Source organism: Klebsiella sp. MISC125 (assembly GCF_051131775.1).
In the GTDB taxonomy this organism is placed as follows: Bacteria; Pseudomonadota; Gammaproteobacteria; order Enterobacterales; family Enterobacteriaceae; genus Klebsiella.
In genome coordinates this window covers 4,738,068-4,757,121 of sequence record NZ_CP180448.1, presented here as the reverse complement: position 1 = coordinate 4,757,121, position 19,054 = coordinate 4,738,068, and the positions used below count along the sequence as shown (strand labels likewise).

Genomic DNA, 19,054 nt, shown 5'->3' with positions numbered 1-19,054 from the left:
GACTCCTTATTGCAGTGGTGAAAAATCAGTGGGGCGCAGGAGAACTGACTCCAGGCGTTCGACGGCCGCCAGCTCGCGGTTCTTGCGTGAGAAAGTGAGCCAGCGTTCGTCTTGCGCCATCCGTGCACGGCGCACCAGACGATCGTCGAGGCTCTCGTAGGCCCAGATATGCACTACCTGATTGACCACGCCAATTTCGGTGAAGAAAAAGCCGATCAGCTTGCCGAGGTGCTCGGTCTGGACGGCGTAAGCGTCGCTTTTGTACAGCGCCAGCCAGTCGGCCATTTTCAGCGGATTGATGGTGTAGGTACGTTTTTCATAAATCATGGTTTTCTCCAGTTTACAGTGCGTGTTGTTGTGCCATATGGCTGGCTGAGAGGTAGCCGAAGGTTAGCGCCGGGCCGAGGGTGATGCCGGGGCCGGGATAGGTTCCGGCCATGATCGAATCCATATCGTTGCCGACGGCATAGAGCCCTTTAATAGGCAGGCCTTGTTGATTAACCACCTGGGCATCGGCGGTGGTGACCAGCCCGCGTGAGGTACCGAGATCGCCGGTATAGAGCATAACGGCATAAAATGGCGCGTTCGTTAGCGGGGCGTTACAGGCGTTTGGCTGGTGGCTCGGATCGCCCATTGCGCGGTTATAGCTGTTACCGCCTTTGGCAAACTCAGGGTCAAGTCCCTCGGCGGCATCATGGTTATAGCGGGTCACCGTGTCGTTGAGCACCTGCGGGTCCAGCCCTATCTGTTGCGCCAGCTCAGCAAGAGAATCGGCTTTGCGCAGATAACCTGCTTTCACCAGCGCATCGTTATTCACCGGGGCCGGTCGCGCCAGGCCAAGGCCGTAGCGCTTCATGGCCTGGGCATCGCAAATCAGAAAGCAGGGCGCATTTTCAGCCCGGCTTTGCATGGCGCTGGCAAAGTGGTGATAGGAGTTCGATTCGTTGACGAAGCGCACCGCACGTTGGTTGACGGCGATAACGCCGGGCTTTGCCCGGTCGGTGACGAGATGGGGAAAGCGCTCTTCAGTACCATCAGGACGACGTAAAACCGATACCGGGGCCCAGAAAAAGTTGGAGGATAAATTCGCGCCTTCGCAGGCGTGAACTGTTGCCGCCAGGCGAAATGCGGCACCGTCGTTGGCGGTAGGCGACATGGTGTAGTGCTCGCGGGTTTTGGGCCGATATTGCTCGGCCAGCTCACCTGCGGCAAACCCTCCGGCAGCCAGCACCACGCCGCAGCGGGCTTCCAGGGTTTGCTTCTGACCATCATGCTCAATTTCGACGCCGGTTACTTCACCGTTGCGTTCGGTAAGCGAAAGCACGTTGACGTTGAGCTTGAGGGTCATGCCTTTGCGAAAGGCGAGTGTCGCCATGCGGGCGATCAGTGCATTGCCCATTGCCAGTCGGGTACCGCGATGATGCTTCAGGCGGTCGCGACCGTAGCGCAGCAGCAGCTTGCTACAATGCGACAGCGAACGCAGGGAACGACGCATATCTAGAAAGTGCTGGATATCGACGCGGTTAACCATCATCCCGCCAAACAACAGCATTCCCGGTGGCGGCGCGCGCAGGTCGCGAAAATGCTCTCCCAGCTCCCGCCCGTCATACTCCACCACTTCCAGCGCCCGGCCTACATCAACGGCACCGGGCTCATCCGGGTAGTAATCCGGCGAGAGCGGGCGCAGGCTATATTTCACCGCTCCCTCTTTTTCCAGAAACGCCAGCGCCTCGCGACCGGAAGTGACAAAGGCGTCGACCAGATCCTGGCGATAGTTTTGTTCGCCGATAATGGTATGCAGGTAGGTTTTAATCTCCTGTGAAGGGCTGTTTTTTGCCGGTTTCCGTGCCTGATCGCTATCGTGGATCCATACTGCACCGCCGGAAATCGCCGAGGTACCGCCAAACTGAGGGGCTTTTTCCAGCATCAGTACCGACAGCCCTTTACAGCAGGCAGTCACCGCGGCGGCAAAGCCCGCGGCGCCGCTGCCGATGACAATGACATCCCAGCTTTTCATGCCGCGGCTCCTTGTTCATGCGGGATTGCGCCAATGAACTCTCCCATCAGCTTCATCTGTGCCAGCGCCATTTCCGGCCCGGTCTGGATGACGCAGCCGCGATGTTGAGCAAAAGTGAGTAATGGTGTCATTACCGGTGCGGTGACTACGTCTGCGACGTGAGTCGATGACTGGAGCGTTTCCAGTAGCGCCTGCGGTAGCGGTAAGGGATCAAAACCGGTCATTCCCGCCGGGGAGCCGTTGACCACTAAATCAAGGTCCGCGAGCGTTGCGGGCAGCTCGGTGAGATGAACCTGTGGAAAATGGGTTGCCAGACGATTGTGTAGTAACTGAAGGGTTGCCGGATTCTGGTCATAAAGCGCCAACTGGCTGATGCCTGCTTCGCAGAGTCCCCACGCAATTGCGCTGCCGACGCCGCCGCAGCCGGAGAGAAGCGCGCTTTTACCCGCGGCGTTGAATCCATGAGCCTGAGCGGCGAGTTGAAAGCCGACGCCATCGAGCATATCGCCCTGTAAACGACCATCTGCCAGCTTACGGATCACATTCACGGCGTTGAGGTGACGAGCGCGCGGCGTTAGCTCATCCACCAGCGAGGCTGCACGCTGTTTATGCGGGACGGTGACCAGCACGCCGCTCATGTTGTGCCAACCGCGTAGCGTTTTCAGGTAATCGGCGACGGCGTCGGGGGCGATATCGACCGGGATCATGATGCTGTCCATCTGCTGGTCAGCGAAGTAGCGGTTGAAGTTCTCCGGCGATTTAACCTGGGTAATCGGATGGCCGATAACGGCGACAACCTGCGTGAATCCACTGACCATTTCAAACCTCATTTTGTTAAATGAATGTTGTGAAAGTATTTCAGTGGAAGCTGAGAGCGGCAACGCAGAATTCGACCATATTGGTTGTTAATCGCACCATCACTGCGATAATCGCGCTAAACTGATTGTGTTGTTGCGAAAGTGTGAACAACTATGCAAAACGAAATACATTCCCGCGATCTGATCGTCGGCCTGCAAAAAGGACTGGCGTTGATTCAGCTGTTCTCTAAAGAGTTTCCAAGGCTCACCGTACCGCAGGCGGCGAAAATGAGTGGGCTGACGCAAAGCGCGGCGCGGCGGTTTCTTCTCACACTGCTGCACGATCGCTATTTGCAGACTGACGGACGCTATTACTGGCTAACGCCCAAAGCGTTACGTCTGGGGCAGGCGTATGTTGATTCAGCACAGTTCCCGCGCATGGTAAGGCCAATTGTTGAGTACATTGCCAGCCGAACCGAAGAACATGCCTCGGTCGGCGTGATTGATGATGATGAACTGGTGTACATCGCTCGCAGCAAACATACGCCGTTTAACTCGACCTCCGTGCGTCTGGGGGAGAGGGTGCCGATTTACTGTACTGCCGGAGGGCGGCTGTGGCTGGCTTCGTTGCCGGAAGCTGAATGCGAAGCCGTATTGCAGCGGATTAGGCGCGAGCAGCGAACGCCGTATACGGTGACGGACGTCGCGGCGCTGATGGAGAAAATCGCCCTGGTTCGTCGCCAGGGATATGCCTCTATTGAGCAGGAGTTTGAAATAGGCATGCTGGTGCTGGCGGTACCGTTGTCTGACAGAGAGGGGACTTACTGGGGAGCGCTGAGCTTAACCAGCCATCTGTCGCGTACTTCCCTTGAGGCATTGTGTCGAGACCATCTTGATTTGCTGTACAGCGCCCAGGCGATGCTGGTGGGGTAATGACTGCGAGGAGCGTTGGGCAGGTTTCAGCACCTGCCCGTTGTACTATTACGCGTTAGCGCCGTCGATAAAGCTGTTCCAGTCAGCTCCCGCGTTATTGACGAAATTTGACCAGCTATTTGCCGCGGTGTTCACAAAGCCATTCCAGTTGTTCGAACCGGCTGACACGAAGGTGTTCCAGTTCGATTGACCGATAACAAACTTGCCAAACTCTACCGCGCTGTCAATGACGAAGTTGGCGAAGGCAGCACCCGAGGTGGCAACAAACGATCCAAACCCCAGCCCGGAGTTCACTACAAAATTCGTAAAGCCGGTGGCAGCGTTCATCAGATTAAAACCACCTGAAACATATTCCATTTCGCTGAATGTTAACTCTTTCATTTTTATTCCCTTATAAAACGGATTGCGATAAGTGAGCCACTCGCTCACCGTGAAAGACTAACACCGTTAAATAAAGGCAAACCAGCCAGAGACTTAAGCATGATACTGATTTATTTATTATTTTTATGTGAACCTAATGAGCGAACGACTAATGATGGTTTTACCGGATATGAAATGATGTCGGTGATTTTTCATCTGAAGTGAATTCAGGTAGGAGAGGGGGAGTCAGACTGGCGGACAAAAAAACAACCTCCGGTCTTGCGAGCGGAGGCTGTTGAGCGGTTGCTAAATGTGGTCTTATCTGACCATCGTCAGCAGGTTATGTGAATCTGGCACCATGAAGTCAACGGACATCATCACTGATAGCGCGGTAATGGCAACGATGGAAAAGACGAACAGCTTGCGCGCCCAGACTTTATCATCCACCACTTTATAACCGCGCAGCGCCATCCCAAGCCACCAGACGCTCACTGCCGCAGCGACAACCAGATATTTATATCCAGCGTAGCCGCCCAGAGAGAGCATCAGCGTCGCGACGGCGAAAGCGATGATGTAAACGGTGATATGGTTTTTAGCCACTGAAATGCCTTTCACTACCGGCAGAACCGGAATATTCGCCGCCTGATAATCCTTGAAGCGGAAAATCGCGATGGCGTAAGAGTGAGGCATCTGCCACAGGCTGAAAATAGCCAGCAGAATGGCGGCACCGCTGTCAAAGTCACCGGTCACCGCGCAGTAGCCAATCACCGGCGGCGCAGCGCCGGAGAGAGAACCAATCAGCGTGCCGTAGACGGAGTGGCGCTTCATGTACAGGCTGTAAACGCCGACATAAACGACAAACCCCATCACTCCCAGCCAGCAGGCCAATGGGTTAGCGCCAAACCACAGGAGCATGAAGCCAGCAATACCCAGCAGGGTGGCGTATACCAGCGACGTTTTTGGCGAGATCAGCCCTTTGACCAGCACCCGGTTTTTCGTCCGTTCCATCTTTCTGTCGATATCACGGTCGATATAGTTGTTGAAAACACAACCCGAGGCGACCACCAGGGAGACTCCAAGGAGCGTCCAGATGAACAGCGGATAGTCGATGTGGCCTTTGGAGGCCAGCAGGAAACCGCCGATCACGGAGATCAGGTTGCCAAAAATGATGCCTGGTTTCGTTACTTGCAGGTATTGCTTAAACATACTCGCCGCTCTTAGTGCATCATCATGTTGTAGTTCAGGTTCCACATAATCCAGATGGAGCCGACAACTACGATAGCAATGATGATTACGGTGAAGATAAATGCGGTCAGGTTCCAACCTTCGTCCGACTTACTGTTCATGTGCAGGAAGTACACGAGATGTACCACAATCTGCACAACTGCAGTAATCAGGATGGTTCCCAGAATAACCGCATGCGATGCGGAGCCACTCATAACCATAGCAAACGGAATAACCGTCAGAATGATCGACAGGATAAAACCTGTCATATAGCTCTTTACGCTGCCGTGAGAAGCGCCGTTATGATCGCTAGAATGACTCATTACATTGCCCCCATCAGATAGACTACAGAGAACACGCAGATCCACACTACGTCCAGGAAGTGCCAGAACAGGCTCAGGCACATGATACGGGTGCGGTTAGTGCTGGTCAGGCCGCGACGTGAAACCTGTACCATCAGCACCGCCATCCAGATAAGACCCGAGGTCACGTGCAGACCGTGGGTGCCGACCAGCGCGAAGAATGCTGACAGGAATCCGCTGCGATCCGGGCCCATACCTTCAACAATCAGGTGATGGAATTCATAGATTTCCATCGCGATGAACCCTGCCCCGAAGAGGAAGGTCAGCGCCAGCCAGGAAACCACCTGGCTCTTGTTGTTTTTGTACATGGCGATCGCCGCCATGCCGTAGGTGATGGAGCTGAACAGCAGCAGAGCGGTTTCAACCAGAACGAACGGCAGTTCGAAAATATCTTTACCTGTCGGGCCGCCCGCGGTGCCGTTCACCAGAACGGCATAGGTTGCGAACAGAGTGGCGAAGATAATGCAGTCGCTCATCAGGTAGATCCAGAAACCGAATACCTTCATCGGTCCTGTATCATGGTGCCCGTGTTCGTGCGCGTGGGCGTTGTGCGCAAGAGTATCAGTTGCCATTTTTCAGCCCTGCTTTGTTAATCTCATCGAAATGCTGATTTTCCAGTTTTTCGACTACTGCAACCGGCACGTAGTAATCCACGTCCTCGTCAAAGCTCTTAATAATCCAGGTCACCAGGATACCGACGAAGCTTGCAATCGCCATCCACCAGATGTGCCAGATCATTGCGAAACCAAACACCGTTGCGAAAGCAGCAATAACGATGCCCGCGCCGCTGTTTTTCGGCATATGAATCTCTTCATAGCCTGCTGGTTTCTTATACGCATCGCCTTTTTCTTTCATTTCCCAGAACGCATCGCGCTCGTGGACGTTCGGAACAATAGCGAAGTTATAGAACGGCGGAGGAGAAGAGGTTGCCCACTCCAGAGTACGGCCGCCCCATGGGTCACCAGTCAGGTCGCGGTTCTGTTCGCGATCGCGGATGGACACATAGAACTGAATCAGCTGGCAAAGAATACCGCAGGCGATCAGCGCTGCACCACAAGCTGCAACAACCAGCATTGGGTGGAACTGCGGGTCAATCTGCTGGCTCAGGCGACGGGTCATACCCATAAAGCCCAGCACGTACAGCGGCATAAATGCAACGAAGAAGCCGATGATCCACAACCAGAAAGCGCGTTTGCCCCAGGTTTCGTTCAGCGTAAAGCCAAAGGCTTTCGGCCACCAGTAGGTCAGACCTGCGAAGCAACCGAACACCACGCCGCCGATGATGACGTTATGGAAGTGTGCGATCAGGAACAGACTGTTGTGCAGCACGAAGTCTGCGCCCGGTACCGCCAGCAGAACGCCGGTCATACCACCTACAGAGAAGGTCACGATAAAGCCAATCGTCCACAGCATTGCAGAGTTGAAGACGATGCGGCCCTGGTACATGGTAAACAGCCAGTTGAAGATCTTAACCCCGGTCGGGATGGCGATAATCATGGTGGTAATACCGAAGAAGGCGTTTACGTTCGCGCCCGCACCCATAGTAAAGAAGTGGTGCAGCCAAACGATGAACGACAGAACGGTAATACACACTGTTGCCCACACCAGTGAGGTATAGCCAAACAGACGCTTACGCGAGAAGGTTGCAGCGATTTCGGAGAAGACACCGAATACTGGCAGAACCAGGATATACACTTCCGGGTGGCCCCAGGCCCAAATCAGGTTGATGTACATCATCATGTTGCCACCCATATCGTTGGTAAAGAAATGGGTGCCCAGGTAGCGGTCCAGGGTCAGCAGCGCGACGGTGACGGTCAGAATTGGGAAGGAGGCGATAATCAGGATGTTGGCGCACAGAGATGCCCAGGTAAATACCGGCATCTTGAACATGGTCATGCCAGGGGCACGCATCTTGATAATCGTCACGAAGAAGTTAATACCGGTTAACGTGGTACCAATACCGGAGAGCTGAAGCGCCCAGATCCAGTAATCGACCCCGACTCCCGGACTGTACTCGATTCCCGATAGCGGCGGATAGGCCAACCAACCGGTCTGCGCGAATTCACCGACGCCCAGAGAGAGGTTAACCAGAATCACGCCCACAACGGTGAACCAGAAGCTCAGGTTGTTAAGGAATGGGAAGGCAACGTCGCGCGCACCGATCTGCAGTGGAACCACCAGGTTCATCAGACCGATAACAAACGGCATCGCTACGAAGAAGATCATGATAACGCCGTGGGCGGTAAAGATCTGATCGTAGTGGTGAGGCGGCAGGAAGCCTGCTTCCCCGGCCGAGGCCAGCACTTGCTGGCTACGCATCATTACGGCGTCAGCAAAGCCACGCAGCAACATCACGATTGCTACGATAACGTACATGATACCGAGACGTTTGTGGTCAACCGAAGTCAGCCACTCGTTCCATAGGTAGGACCACTTACCGAAGTAAGTAATAGCCGCCAGAAGCGCCAGTCCCCCAAGGATAATCGCAGCCACCGTAACCACAATAATGGGTTCATGGTAGGGCACTGCATCCAGTGTAAGTTTTCCGAACATCGTTTTCTTCCTCGGCCCCTTAGTGAGCGGTTTCCGCGTGGCTCATGTCCATGCCTTCCATTCCTTCGTGCGCTGTGTGCTCGCCTTCAGGTTGGGACATATCCATGCTCTTACCGTGAGACATAAATTTGTTAACAACATCTTTGAACAAATCAGGTTTCACGTTAGAGAAGTATTCCACTTTGTTGTATTCGCTAGGCGCTGCCAGTTTGTCGAACGTATCCATAGAATCCATGGCATTCGCAGACTGTTTTGCTTTCGCTACCCACTGATCGAAGGTTGCACGATCCGGCGTGGCGATAGCTTTGAACTTCATTCCAGAGAAGCCCGGGCCGCTATAGCTGGCGGAGATACCGTCGTAAGTACCAGCTTCGTTCGCAATGAGGTGCAGCTGAGTCTGCATCCCGGCCATTGCGTAAATCTGGCTGCCTAAACGTGGGATAAAGAACGAGTTCATCACGGAATTGGAGGTCACTTTAAAGTGTACCGGTACGTTCGCCGGGAAGGCGATTTCGTTGACGGTAGCAATACCTTGTTCCGGATAGATGAAGAACCATTTCCAGTCCATCGAAACGACTTCGATAACGATTGGTTTTTCATCGTGAGCAAGCGGTTTGCTTGGCTCTAATGCGTGAGTTGTTTTCCAGGTCAGAACGGCCAGGAACAGGATGATCAGAATAGGAACCGTCCAGACCACAGCTTCAACTTTGTTGGAGTGTGACCAGTTCGGGCTATACTTCGCATCTTTATTGCTCGCACGATACTTCCAGGCAAATCCTACTGCCATCAAGACGGCTGGAATAACGACAATCATCATCAGGCCAAAGGCCGTCAGAATCAGAGAGCGTTGCTCCAGTCCAATCTGTCCTTTTGGGTCGAGGAGCGCAGAATCACAACCACTGAGTAATACAGTACCTGCGATTAATGACATCCATCCCAAACTTTTATTGTATTTCCTAAGTCTCATTGAACGACCTCAATTCCACGGAATCTGGTGGCGCTTAAAGTGTACGGGCATTTTACGGGAAGGTTGCATTACTGTAAACATCATTGGATCTGTGTCTGTTCCGTGTTAGCGGCTTCTGCTTGGTTTGTCACATATGTTACGGAGTGTGACATAATAGCTTGCAAAGCTTGATTTATGCGGGATTGATAGCGAAAGAGATAAGAATGGAGTGACTTATAAGAGAATGAGTATAACCATACGTAAAATAAAACAAATAATTAACAATTACGCATCAAATAAAAGACGTGATAAAAGCGGAAAAATAAATCACGCGAGCTGAATCGGTTAAATTTTTTATAAAACAGAATGAAAATTGTCAATAATTTCCAGAAATCTAAAACGCACAAAACAACAAATGAAGTATGATGAATATAAAATCGTTAATAAGACGTTATAATTACGTTTCGTAATTACAACGTCCCCTAACGTTTTCTGGATGATTTAAATCAGCTCAGTTTTGCGTAACGCCAGATAATCAAGGAGAGCACCGAGCAAAATACCGCCAACGGCTGTTAGCACGGCGATCTCCAGCAGGCCAGCAAGGAAGGAAAAGTTGGTGTAATCCAGCGCATTTAGCACCAGTAAAAGCAGCCATATTGACAGCATCAAACACCCTATCGCCAGAATCATTAATGCCAGCGAATAAGTCTGTGGAAAGTGCGTGCGTGGCATGAAACTCTCCGAGCGCTGGGTATGTTCCAGCGTCCGTCGGCAGACCAGCAGCAGTAAAATCCCCGGCACAGCGGCAACCACAGAGAAGAGATAGAACGTAGGCCAGCCGTGCGCTTCAACAAACCAACCCGCAATAGGGCCGACGTACACGCGCCCGACGGCGGAAAGTGCGGAGAGCAGCGCAAATTGCGTGGCTGAGAAGGATTTATTGCACAGCGTCATCAGCAGCGCGACGAATGCTGCCGTACCCATCCCGCCGCACAGGTTTTCGAAAAACACAGCCGTCGCCATCGAGAAAAGGTGTTTATCGGTAATCGACAGCAGCCAGTAACCGGCGTTGGACACGCCCTGCAAGAGCCCAAAAATGAACAGCGCGCGGAACAGCGTCAGGCGCTGCATTAATACTCCACCATATAGTGCGCCAACAATGGTGGCGAACAGGCCCAGCGTTTTATTGACCATACCCACTTCGCCAGCATCGAAGCCGACGCCGCGAATCAGGAATGTTGTGGTCAGGCTCATGGCAAAGGCATCGCCAAGCTTATAAAGGACGATCAGCAGCAGAATCAGCCAGGCGTTATTGCGCCCAAAGAAGTCACGCAGCGGCGCGGCAACGGCCTGCTCCAGCGTTTTTGGCACAGGAATAACGTCGCTGGGCTCCGGGGCTAACAGGGTGGCGATGATGCAGGGGATCAGCAGTGCGGCCATCAGCCAGTACATCCCCTGCCAGCCTAACCAGCGATCGGCAAGCCAAAGGGCGAGTCCGCCGGAAACCAGCATCCCCAGGCGATAGCCCAGTACGCTAATCGCCGCGCCGGTACCGCGTTCTTCCGCTGCCAGCACATCCGTTTTCCACGCATCGAAGACGATATCCTGAGAGGCGGAGCAGAAGGCGATAACCACCGCCAGCGCCGCCATCCAGCGCAATTGCGTGGACGGCTCAAGGAATCCCATTGCCGCAATAGCGATAAGTAACAGGAACTGGGTAGCTAACAGCCAGCCGCGACGGCGACCAAGAAAAGGCGGCGTGTAGCGGTCCATCAGCGGCGACCAAAGAAACTTAAAGACGTAGGCCTGGCCGACGAGGGAGAAAAAACCAATCGTTTTTAGATCGATATTCTCAACGGTCATCCAGGCTTGCAGCGTACCGGATGTGAGGGCGAGGGGTAACCCAGAAGCAAAGCCAAGGATCAGCAAAATGGCCGATTTAGGCTGTGTGAAAATGCGTAAGTAATGATTGGACATAAGGTATATAGCGCAGACCCGGCGCGAGGCCGGGTCTGCGGTTAATTAACGAGCGTTTTGTTTGATGAAATCGTGAATGCTGGTGTCCTGTGCCATATCGGCGATGGTATCGGTCAGGACGCTATTAACCGCGTTGGCGATATTCTGGTTGGAGGCCTGGAATGCGCCTTCAACGGTGTAGCTGGCACGATAGTTTTTGTTCATTTTATTGCCGTTTGCAGCGGTCGCGATGATCGCAATATCGGCTTTGGTTGCGATGTTGTAACGCACATTGCCCTGGGAGACGTCAGCGTACAATTTGTTAACGATAATTTGCAGATCAACAGCGCCGTTCGGACCAATCATATAGCCGCGAGAGGTCATCTGTTTTTCCAGCACTTCCTGCAGTAAGAAACGCAGGTCGCGGGAGGCCGTCAGCGTGACCTGCTGGTTGTCGCGAGTGACTTTTGCCAGCGCCTGGTCTGGACGCTGATCGGCGCCGTTGATGCTGACGGTCACGCCCATCAGGCTTGGATCCTGCTGCGGCAGGGTTATTTTTGGTGAAACATCAATAGTGGTCGGCGGAGTGGCGCATCCGGCCAGCATAAACAGCGCGACCAAAGGAAAAAGAATTTTCTTAAACATGTTCAGGGTCTCAACGCGTGGTGGAGTGGTAATTGAGGAAATTCCCGTCATCATAACATCGCCAACGGCAAGGGGAAGTAGCAACGCATGTAAATTCATCGTCTTGTGCGTTTTCTGTTCTTGCCTCATTTATTATCATGATTTTGGCGGTTGTTCTGACGGACTGAGTGAGTAAACCCGATACTTTTGAATGAAAATATCGGAGGAATGCTAATTTTTTGTTGTTTTCCCCTAATGGAAGCGGTAAAAGCGGCTAACATTTAAAGGGAATGGCGGCAATACAGCGTTGTCGGAGGAGAAAATTCATGATGATACGTGAACAGATCGAAGCAAAACTTAGAGCAGCGTTCGACCCGGTGTATCTTGAAGTCGTGGATGAAAGTTATCGCCACAACGTTCCTGCGGGCTCTGAAAGTCATTTTAAAGTGGTGTTGGTGAGCGATCGCTTCCTTGGCGAGCGTTTTCTCAATCGTCATCGCATGATTTATGGGACGTTGACAGAGGAACTCTCAAGCACCGTGCATGCTCTGGCGCTGCATACCTATACGATTAAAGAGTGGGAAGGACTGCAGGATACCATCTTCGCTTCTCCTCCTTGTCGCGGAGCTGGAAGTATCGCGTAGAAATCGCATTTGCAACCGCTGGAGCTTTTCCAGTATGTTGCGTGAAGATTTATCAGAAAACGGCCTACGGGCCGTTTTGTTTTGCCTGGAAAACATTCAGCTTGAGCGTTTTTACAGGCAGATTTGCTCGGGAAATGTGAAAAATGCCGCAACAGTGGGCGACAACCGTTCTCGACTCACAAAAGTGATGCCGCTATAATGCCGCGTCTTTTATTATGAATGTCTTCGGGATGATTCTGACGACAGGGAATGTGTTTCTGATTTGAAGAGGGCATCCCGGTTCTGCGAAGCAACCTACACGCGCTTCCAGAGTTGACCGAGCACTGTGATTTTTTTGAGGTAACAAGATGCAAGTTTCAGTTGAAACCACTCAGGGCCTTGGGCGCCGTGTAACGATTACTATCGCCGCTGACAGCATCGAGAATGCTGTCAAAAGCGAGCTGGTCAACGTAGCGAAAAAAGTTCGCATTGACGGCTTCCGTAAAGGCAAAGTGCCGATGAATGTCGTTGCTCAGCGTTATGGCGCTTCTGTTCGCCAGGACGTGCTGGGTGACCTGATGAGCCGCAACTTTGTTGACGCGATCATCAAAGAGAAGATTAATCCGGCTGGCGCACCGAACTACGTTCCGGGCGAATACAAGCTGGGTGAAGATTTCACTTACGCAGTTGAGTTCGAAGTCTATCCGGAAGTTGAACTGCAGGGTCTGGAAGCAATCGAAGTTGAAAAACCGGTTGTTGAAGTCACTGACGCTGACGTTGATACCATGCTGGATACCCTGCGCAAGCAGCAGGCTAACTGGAAAGATAAAGACGGCGCTGTTGATGCAGAAGATCGCGTTACCGTTGACTTCACCGGTTCCGTTGACGGCGAAGAGTTTGAAGGCGGCAAAGCGTCTGACTTCGTACTGGCGATGGGCCAGGGTCGTATGATCCCAGGCTTTGAAGACGGTATTAAAGGCCACAAAGCGGGCGAAGAATTCACTATCGACGTGACCTTCCCGGAAGAGTACCACGCAGAAAACCTGAAAGGTAAAGCGGCTAAATTCGTTATCAACCTGAAGAAAGTTGAAGAACGTGAACTGCCGGAACTGACTGAAGAATTCATCAAGCGTTTCGGCGTTGAAGATGGTTCTGTAGCGGGTCTGCGCGCTGAAGTGCGTAAAAACATGGAGCGCGAGCTGAAAGGCGCAGTACGTAACCGCGTTAAGTCTCAGGCTATCGAAGGTCTGGTAAAAGCTAACGATATCGACGTACCGTCTGCACTGATCGACAGCGAAATCGACGTTCTGCGTCGCCAGGCTGCTCAGCGCTTTGGTGGTAACGAGCAACAGGCTCTGGAACTGCCGCGTGAACTGTTCGAAGAACAGGCTAAACGCCGCGTTGTTGTTGGTCTGCTGCTGGGCGAAGTGATTCGTACCCACGAGCTGAAAGCTGACGAAGATCGCGTAAAAGGCCTGATCGAAGAGATGGCTTCTGCTTACGAAGATCCGAAAGAAGTTGTTGAGTTCTACAGCAAAAACAAAGAGCTGATGGACAACATGCGCAACGTCGCTCTGGAAGAGCAGGCTGTTGAAGCCGTGCTGGCGAAAGCTAAAGTGTCTGAAGCGGCCACTTCCTTCAGCGAGCTGATGAACCAGCAGGCGTAATTTCGCCCCAAGGTTTAAGGTTTGAGCAAAAACCCGTTGCCGAAAGGCGGCGGGTTTTTTATTGCAATGATAGCCTTAGGATGAGTGCGAAAAGCCGATTTCAGTGATAGCGTTACGCCAAAAGGTTGTTATGCTTGAATTATGGCAACGCCATCCCCATAACCGAGAGACGTAACTGCATCGGCATGATCATGCTTTGTCATAAAGTATGCATATATGCACTTCTGCCTGAGGCAGAAATTCTGGCTGATAATCCGTCCATAAGGTTACAATCAGTGCAGCGGTTTTTTTCAAATTAATCCAGGAGACGGAAATGTCATACAGTGGCGAACGAGATAACTTTGCACCCCATATGGCCCTGGTGCCGATGGTCATTGAACAGACCTCACGCGGCGAACGTTCATTTGATATTTACTCCCGTCTGCTCAAGGAGCGCGTCATTTTTATGACCGGCCAGGTAGAAGACCACATGGCTAACCTGATCGTGGCGCAGATGCTGTTTCTGGAAGCGGAAAACCCGGAAAAAGATATCTACCTGTACATTAACTCGCCGGGTGGGGTGATCACCGCCGGGATGTCTATCTACGACACCATGCAGTTTATTAAGCCTGACGTCAGCACCATCTGTATGGGGCAGGCGTGCTCAATGGGCGCGTTCCTGCTGACTGCCGGGGCGAAAGATAAACGTTTCTGTCTGCCAAACTCCCGTGTGATGATTCACCAACCGCTGGGCGGCTACCAGGGCCAGGCGACGGATATTGAAATCCACGCCCGTGAAATCCTGAAAGTGAAAGGGCGCATGAATGAACTGATGGCGCACCATACGGGTCAATCCCTTGAGCAGATCGAGCGCGACACCGAGCGTGACCGCTTCCTTTCTGCCTCGGAAGCAGTGGAATACGGCCTCGTCGACTCCATTTTGACTCATCGTAATTGATGCCCCTGGCGCAAGGGTGCCGCTATACTTGTTTGAAAGAGGGCGGCACAACGCTTGCGAGCGGCTTGCGCCTGAGAATGGCATTTGCGTCGTCGTGTGCGGCACAAAGAACTTAATAAGAGGTTTGGACTCATGACAGATAAACGCAAAGATGGTTCGGGCAAACTGTTGTACTGCTCTTTTTGCGGCAAAAGCCAGCATGAAGTGCGTAAGCTAATTGCCGGGCCATCCGTGTATATCTGCGACGAATGCGTTGATTTATGTAACGACATCATTCGCGAAGAAATCAAAGAAGTCGCGCCGCATCGCGAGCGCAGTGCACTGCCGACTCCGCACGAAATTCGCCACCATCTTGACGATTATGTTATCGGCCAGGAACCGGCGAAAAAAGTGTTGGCAGTGGCGGTATACAACCACTACAAACGTCTGCGTAATGGCGATACCAGCAATGGCGTTGAACTGGGTAAAAGTAACATTCTGCTGATCGGGCCGACCGGTTCCGGTAAAACGCTGCTGGCGGAAACGCTGGCGCGCCTGTTGGATGTTCCGTTCACCATGGCTGATGCGACCACCCTGACCGAAGCCGGTTATGTGGGTGAAGACGTTGAGAACATCATCCAGAAGCTGTTGCAGAAGTGCGATTACGACGTGCAGAAAGCGCAGCGCGGCATTGTCTATATTGATGAAATCGACAAGATTTCCCGTAAATCGGATAACCCGTCGATTACCCGCGATGTTTCTGGCGAAGGCGTGCAGCAGGCGCTGCTGAAGCTTATCGAAGGCACCGTTGCTGCCGTACCGCCGCAGGGCGGGCGTAAGCATCCGCAGCAGGAGTTCTTGCAGGTTGATACCTCCAAGATTCTGTTTATCTGCGGTGGCGCATTTGCCGGGCTGGATAAAGTCATTTCCCACCGCGTAGAAACCGGTTCAGGTATTGGTTTCGGCGCGACGGTTAAGGCTAAATCCGACAAAGCCAGCGAAGGCGAGCTGCTGTCTCAGGTTGAGCCGGAAGATCTGATCAAATTTGGTCTGATTCCGGAATTCATCGGTCGTCTGCCGGTAGTGGCAACGCTGACAGAGCTGAGCGAAGAAGCGCTGATTCAGATCCTGAAAGAGCCGAAAAACGCCCTGACCAAGCAGTATCAGGCGTTGTTCAACCTGGAAGGCGCTGAGCTGGAGTTCCGCGAAGAAGCGCTGGACGCCATCGCTAAGAAAGCGATGGCGCGTAAAACCGGTGCTCGTGGCCTGCGTTCCATCGTCGAAGCTGCGTTGCTTGATACCATGTACGATCTTCCATCAATGGAAGATGTCGAAAAAGTGGTTATCGACGCATCAGTCATCGACGGGCAAAGCAAGCCGCTGCTGATTTACGGTAAACCGGAAGCGCAACAAGCATCTGGTGAATAATTAGCCAACTTGCTCAAGCAGTTAACCAAAAAGGGGGGATTTTATCTCCCCTTTTATTTTTCCTGCATTCCCGCCGTTGAATGTGTGGAATACATCCCCATATACTGGTTTACATATTAACGGCGACGCGTCGTTGAATTGCGTCGTCGGCTACCTGGCGGACTTTAAACTAAGAGAGAGCTCTATGAATCCTGAGCGTTCTGAACGCATTGAAATCCCCGTATTGCCGTTGCGCGATGTGGTGGTTTATCCGCACATGGTCATACCCCTGTTTGTAGGGCGGGAAAAATCTATCCGTTGTCTCGAAGCGGCCATGGACCATGATAAAAAAATCATGTTGGTTGCGCAGAAAGAAGCGTCGACGGATGAGCCGGGTGTAAACGATCTTTTCACCGTCGGGACCGTGGCGTCTATTTTGCAAATGCTGAAGCTTCCGGACGGTACGGTAAAAGTACTGGTCGAAGGTTTGCAGCGTGCGCGTATTTCTGCACTGTCTGATAACGGCGAGCATTTTTCGGCGAAAGCGGAATATCTTGAATCGCCGGCGATTGACGAGCGCGAGCAGGAAGTACTGGTTCGCACCGCTATCAGCCAGTTCGAAGGCTACATCAAGCTGAACAAAAAAATCCCACCAGAAGTGCTGACGTCGCTCAATAGCATCGACGATCCGGCACGCCTGGCGGATACCATCGCTGCGCATATGCCGCTGAAGCTGGCGGACAAACAGTCCGTGCTGGAGATGTCCGACGTTAACGAACGTCTGGAATATCTGATGGCGATGATGGAGTCAGAAATCGATCTGCTGCAGGTTGAAAAGCGTATTCGCAACCGCGTGAAAAAGCAGATGGAGAAATCTCAGCGCGAGTACTATCTGAATGAGCAAATGAAAGCCATTCAAAAAGAGCTCGGCGAGATGGACGACGCCCCGGACGAGAACGAAGCGCTGAAGCGTAAGATCGACGCGGCGAAAATGCCGAAAGAGGCAAAAGAAAAAACCGAAGCGGAACTGCAAAAACTGAAGATGATGTCCCCGATGTCGGCGGAAGCGACCGTCGTTCGTGGCTACATCGACTGGATGGTGCAGGTGCCGTGGAACGCCCGTAGCAAGGTCAAAAAAGATCTGCGTCAGGCGCAGGAGATCCTCGACACCGACCACTACGGTTTGGAGCGCGTGAAGGATCGTATTCTTGAGTACCTCGCAGTGCAAAGCCGCGTAAACAAACTCAAAGGGCCGATCCTGTGCCTGGTTGGGCCGCCGGGGGTGGGTAAAACCTCGCTGGGCCAGTCCATTGCCAAAGCAACCGGACGTAAATACGTGCGTATGGCGCTGGGCGGTGTGCGTGATGAAGCGGAAATTCGTGGCCACCGTCGCACCTATATTGGTTCTATGCCGGGCAAGCTTATCCAGAAGATGGCGAAAGTGGGCGTTAAAAACCCTCTGTTCCTGCTCGATGAGATTGACAAAATGTCCTCCGACATGCGCGGCGATCCGGCCTCGGCATTGCTGGAAGTCTTGGATCCGGAACAGAACGTGGCCTTTAACGACCACTATCTGGAAGTGGATTACGATCTCAGCGACGTGATGTTTGTTGCGACCTCTAACTCCATGAACATTCCGGCACCGCTGCTGGACCGTATGGAAGTGATTCGTCTCTCCGGCTATACCGAAGATGAAAAGCTGAACATCGCTAAACGTCACCTGTTGTCGAAACAGATTGAGCGTAACGCGCTGAAAAAAGGCGAACTGACGGTTGATGATAGCGCTATTGTTGGCATCATTCGTTATTACACCCGTGAAGCGGGCGTGCGTGGTCTGGAACGTGAAATCTCTAAACTGTGCCGTAAGGCGGTTAAACAGCTGTTGCTGGATAAAACGCTGAAACACATCGAGATTAACGGCGACAACCTGCATGATTTCCTTGGCGTACAGCGCTATGACTATGGCCGTGCGGATAACGAAAACCGTGTCGGTCAGGTGACCGGCCTGGCGTGGACGGAAGTGGGTGGCGATCTGCTGACTATTGAAACCGCCTGCGTCCCAGGTAAAGGCAAATTGACCTATACCGGATCGCTCGGTGAAGTCATGCAGGAATCCATCCAGGCAGCGTTGACCGTGGTGCGTTCGCGTGCGGATAAGCTGGGAATTAACTCAGATTTTTACGAAAAACGCGATATCCACGTTCACGTACCGGAAGGGGCAACGCCGAAAGATGGTCCAAGCGCCGGTATTGCGATGTGTACCGCGCTGGTTTCCTGTCTGACGGGGAATCCGGTGCGTGCCGATGTGGCAATGACCGGGGAAATTACCCTGCGCGGTCTGGTGCTGCCAATTGGTGGTCTGAAGGAAAAACTGCTGGCTGCACATCGCGGCGGTATTAAGACTGTTCTGATTCCTGATGAAAATAAACGTGACCTTGAAGAAATTCCAGATAACGTTATTGCCGATTTAGATATCCATCCGGTGAAACGAATCGAGGAAGTTCTGGCACTTGCGCTGCAGAACGAACCGTTCGGCATGGAAGTCGTCACGGCAAAATAGTGACTTTGCGCAAATAGCGCTAAGAAAAATAGGGCTGGTAAGTAAATTCGCACTTGCCAGCCTTTTTTTGTATCGCTAACTTAGATCGCTGGCAGGGGGGTCATTTACA

General features: G+C 52.6%; 18 protein-coding genes. 7 read left to right on the top strand and 11 right to left on the bottom strand.

What is annotated here, in order from left to right; all coding sequences use genetic code 11:
* Window positions 1–6: 6 nt before the first annotated feature.
* The 3 genes from ACMYSL_RS22345 to ACMYSL_RS22335 are packed head-to-tail and all read right to left on the bottom strand — an operon-like array spanning window position 7 to window position 2,835.
* A complete protein-coding gene (locus ACMYSL_RS22345; RefSeq protein WP_004099512.1) occupies window positions 7–327 on the bottom strand; it encodes an NIPSNAP family protein in 321 nt (106 codons plus the stop codon).
* 13 nt (window positions 328–340) lie between these two features.
* Complete coding sequence (locus ACMYSL_RS22340; RefSeq protein ID WP_434659976.1) at window positions 341–2,017, bottom strand: FAD-dependent oxidoreductase; 1,677 nt, start codon at window positions 2,015–2,017, stop codon at window positions 341–343.
* The gene (locus tag ACMYSL_RS22335; protein ID WP_304256589.1) at window positions 2,014–2,835 is read right to left on the bottom strand and encodes a shikimate dehydrogenase family protein; all 822 of its coding nucleotides are present in this window, start codon (window positions 2,833–2,835) and stop codon (window positions 2,014–2,016) included. Before ACMYSL_RS22335 ends, ACMYSL_RS22340 begins: the two co-directional genes overlap by 4 nt.
* 153 nt (window positions 2,836–2,988) lie before the next feature.
* On the opposite strand from ACMYSL_RS22335, the gene ACMYSL_RS22330 reads away from it, so the two are divergent.
* Complete coding sequence (locus tag ACMYSL_RS22330) at window positions 2,989–3,747, top strand: IclR family transcriptional regulator domain-containing protein (protein ID WP_182236738.1); 759 nt, start codon at window positions 2,989–2,991, stop codon at window positions 3,745–3,747.
* A 48-nt stretch (window positions 3,748–3,795) separates the two neighbouring features.
* On the opposite strand, the gene ACMYSL_RS22325 is transcribed toward ACMYSL_RS22330, so the two are convergent.
* The 8 genes from ACMYSL_RS22325 to ACMYSL_RS22290 all read right to left on the bottom strand — a co-directional run bounded on the left by ACMYSL_RS22325 (window position 3,796) and on the right by ACMYSL_RS22290 (window position 11,793).
* A complete protein-coding gene (locus ACMYSL_RS22325; protein WP_182236740.1) occupies window positions 3,796–4,128 on the bottom strand; it encodes a hypothetical protein in 333 nt (110 codons plus the stop codon).
* Between the two features lie 297 nt (window positions 4,129–4,425).
* A complete protein-coding gene (cyoE, locus tag ACMYSL_RS22320; protein WP_110273751.1) occupies window positions 4,426–5,313 on the bottom strand; it encodes a heme o synthase in 888 nt (295 codons plus the stop codon).
* 11 nt (window positions 5,314–5,324) lie between these two features.
* Entirely contained in the window at window positions 5,325–5,654 is a 330-nt protein-coding gene (locus ACMYSL_RS22315; protein WP_110273750.1) for a cytochrome o ubiquinol oxidase subunit IV, read from the bottom strand.
* Window positions 5,654–6,265 carry a cytochrome o ubiquinol oxidase subunit III gene (locus ACMYSL_RS22310; protein WP_110273749.1) on the bottom strand — a complete coding sequence of 204 codons (612 nt, stop codon included), beginning with the start codon at window positions 6,263–6,265 and terminating at the stop codon, window positions 5,654–5,656. Before ACMYSL_RS22310 ends, ACMYSL_RS22315 begins: the two co-directional genes overlap by 1 nt.
* On the bottom strand, window positions 6,255–8,246 hold the full coding sequence (gene cyoB / locus ACMYSL_RS22305) for a cytochrome o ubiquinol oxidase subunit I (RefSeq protein WP_110273748.1): 1,992 nt from the start codon (window positions 8,244–8,246) through the stop codon (window positions 6,255–6,257). The genes ACMYSL_RS22310 and cyoB overlap by 11 nt, the downstream gene beginning before the upstream one ends.
* 19 nt (window positions 8,247–8,265) lie before the next feature.
* Window positions 8,266–9,213, bottom strand: a complete 948-nt coding sequence (gene cyoA, locus ACMYSL_RS22300) for a cytochrome o ubiquinol oxidase subunit II (protein ID WP_434659975.1) — start codon at window positions 9,211–9,213, stop codon at window positions 8,266–8,268.
* A 480-nt stretch (window positions 9,214–9,693) separates the two neighbouring features.
* A complete protein-coding gene (gene ampG / locus ACMYSL_RS22295; protein WP_182236744.1) occupies window positions 9,694–11,169 on the bottom strand; it encodes a muropeptide MFS transporter AmpG in 1,476 nt (491 codons plus the stop codon).
* Window positions 11,170–11,214: 45 nt separating this feature from the next.
* Window positions 11,215–11,793 carry a lipoprotein gene (locus ACMYSL_RS22290; protein ID WP_110273918.1) on the bottom strand — a complete coding sequence of 193 codons (579 nt, stop codon included), beginning with the start codon at window positions 11,791–11,793 and terminating at the stop codon, window positions 11,215–11,217.
* A gap of 305 nt (window positions 11,794–12,098) precedes the next feature.
* Between ACMYSL_RS22290 and bolA the strand changes: the two genes are divergently transcribed.
* The 6 genes from bolA (at window position 12,099) to lon (ending at window position 18,945) form a co-directional block, all read left to right on the top strand.
* The gene (bolA, locus tag ACMYSL_RS22285) at window positions 12,099–12,416 is read left to right on the top strand and encodes a transcriptional regulator BolA (protein ID WP_110273745.1); all 318 of its coding nucleotides are present in this window, start codon (window positions 12,099–12,101) and stop codon (window positions 12,414–12,416) included.
* 34 nt (window positions 12,417–12,450) lie between these two features.
* Window positions 12,451–12,615, top strand: a complete 165-nt coding sequence (locus tag ACMYSL_RS22280; protein ID WP_167492816.1) for a hypothetical protein — start codon at window positions 12,451–12,453, stop codon at window positions 12,613–12,615.
* 148 nt (window positions 12,616–12,763) lie between these two features.
* Window positions 12,764–14,062, top strand: coding sequence for a trigger factor (gene tig / locus ACMYSL_RS22275; RefSeq protein WP_181483313.1), 1,299 nt, complete (start codon window positions 12,764–12,766; stop codon window positions 14,060–14,062).
* A gap of 313 nt (window positions 14,063–14,375) precedes the next feature.
* Window positions 14,376–14,999 carry an ATP-dependent Clp endopeptidase proteolytic subunit ClpP gene (gene clpP, locus ACMYSL_RS22270; protein WP_110273743.1) on the top strand — a complete coding sequence of 208 codons (624 nt, stop codon included), beginning with the start codon at window positions 14,376–14,378 and terminating at the stop codon, window positions 14,997–14,999.
* Window positions 15,000–15,131: 132 nt separating this feature from the next.
* The gene (gene clpX / locus ACMYSL_RS22265; protein WP_182236746.1) at window positions 15,132–16,406 is read left to right on the top strand and encodes an ATP-dependent protease ATP-binding subunit ClpX; all 1,275 of its coding nucleotides are present in this window, start codon (window positions 15,132–15,134) and stop codon (window positions 16,404–16,406) included.
* A gap of 184 nt (window positions 16,407–16,590) precedes the next feature.
* Window positions 16,591–18,945 carry an endopeptidase La gene (lon, locus tag ACMYSL_RS22260; protein WP_110273741.1) on the top strand — a complete coding sequence of 785 codons (2,355 nt, stop codon included), beginning with the start codon at window positions 16,591–16,593 and terminating at the stop codon, window positions 18,943–18,945.
* Window positions 18,946–19,054: the final 109 nt, after the last annotated feature.

What these genes read in the sequence shown, in the direction of transcription:
- ACMYSL_RS22315 (WP_110273750.1), bottom strand. Translation starts at nt 5,654, where the DNA reads ATGAGTCATTCTAGCGATCATAACGGCGCTTCTCACGGCAGCGTAAAG.
- ACMYSL_RS22330 (WP_182236738.1), top strand. Translation starts at nt 2,989, where the DNA reads ATGCAAAACGAAATACATTCCCGCGATCTGATCGTCGGCCTGCAAAAA.
- ACMYSL_RS22310 (WP_110273749.1), bottom strand. Translation starts at nt 6,265, where the DNA reads ATGGCAACTGATACTCTTGCGCACAACGCCCACGCGCACGAACACGGG.
- bolA (WP_110273745.1), top strand. Translation starts at nt 12,099, where the DNA reads ATGATGATACGTGAACAGATCGAAGCAAAACTTAGAGCAGCGTTCGAC.
- lon (WP_110273741.1), top strand. Translation starts at nt 16,591, where the DNA reads ATGAATCCTGAGCGTTCTGAACGCATTGAAATCCCCGTATTGCCGTTG.
- ACMYSL_RS22290 (WP_110273918.1), bottom strand. Translation starts at nt 11,793, where the DNA reads ATGTTTAAGAAAATTCTTTTTCCTTTGGTCGCGCTGTTTATGCTGGCC.
- ACMYSL_RS22325 (WP_182236740.1), bottom strand. Translation starts at nt 4,128, where the DNA reads ATGAAAGAGTTAACATTCAGCGAAATGGAATATGTTTCAGGTGGTTTT.
- ACMYSL_RS22280 (WP_167492816.1), top strand. Translation starts at nt 12,451, where the DNA reads ATGTTGCGTGAAGATTTATCAGAAAACGGCCTACGGGCCGTTTTGTTT.
- ACMYSL_RS22335 (WP_304256589.1), bottom strand. Translation starts at nt 2,835, where the DNA reads ATGGTCAGTGGATTCACGCAGGTTGTCGCCGTTATCGGCCATCCGATT.
- cyoA (WP_434659975.1), bottom strand. Translation starts at nt 9,213, where the DNA reads ATGAGACTTAGGAAATACAATAAAAGTTTGGGATGGATGTCATTAATC.
- ACMYSL_RS22345 (WP_004099512.1), bottom strand. Translation starts at nt 327, where the DNA reads ATGATTTATGAAAAACGTACCTACACCATCAATCCGCTGAAAATGGCC.
- clpX (WP_182236746.1), top strand. Translation starts at nt 15,132, where the DNA reads ATGACAGATAAACGCAAAGATGGTTCGGGCAAACTGTTGTACTGCTCT.
- tig (WP_181483313.1), top strand. Translation starts at nt 12,764, where the DNA reads ATGCAAGTTTCAGTTGAAACCACTCAGGGCCTTGGGCGCCGTGTAACG.
- ampG (WP_182236744.1), bottom strand. Translation starts at nt 11,169, where the DNA reads ATGTCCAATCATTACTTACGCATTTTCACACAGCCTAAATCGGCCATT.
- cyoB (WP_110273748.1), bottom strand. Translation starts at nt 8,246, where the DNA reads ATGTTCGGAAAACTTACACTGGATGCAGTGCCCTACCATGAACCCATT.
- cyoE (WP_110273751.1), bottom strand. Translation starts at nt 5,313, where the DNA reads ATGTTTAAGCAATACCTGCAAGTAACGAAACCAGGCATCATTTTTGGC.
- ACMYSL_RS22340 (WP_434659976.1), bottom strand. Translation starts at nt 2,017, where the DNA reads ATGAAAAGCTGGGATGTCATTGTCATCGGCAGCGGCGCCGCGGGCTTT.
- clpP (WP_110273743.1), top strand. Translation starts at nt 14,376, where the DNA reads ATGTCATACAGTGGCGAACGAGATAACTTTGCACCCCATATGGCCCTG.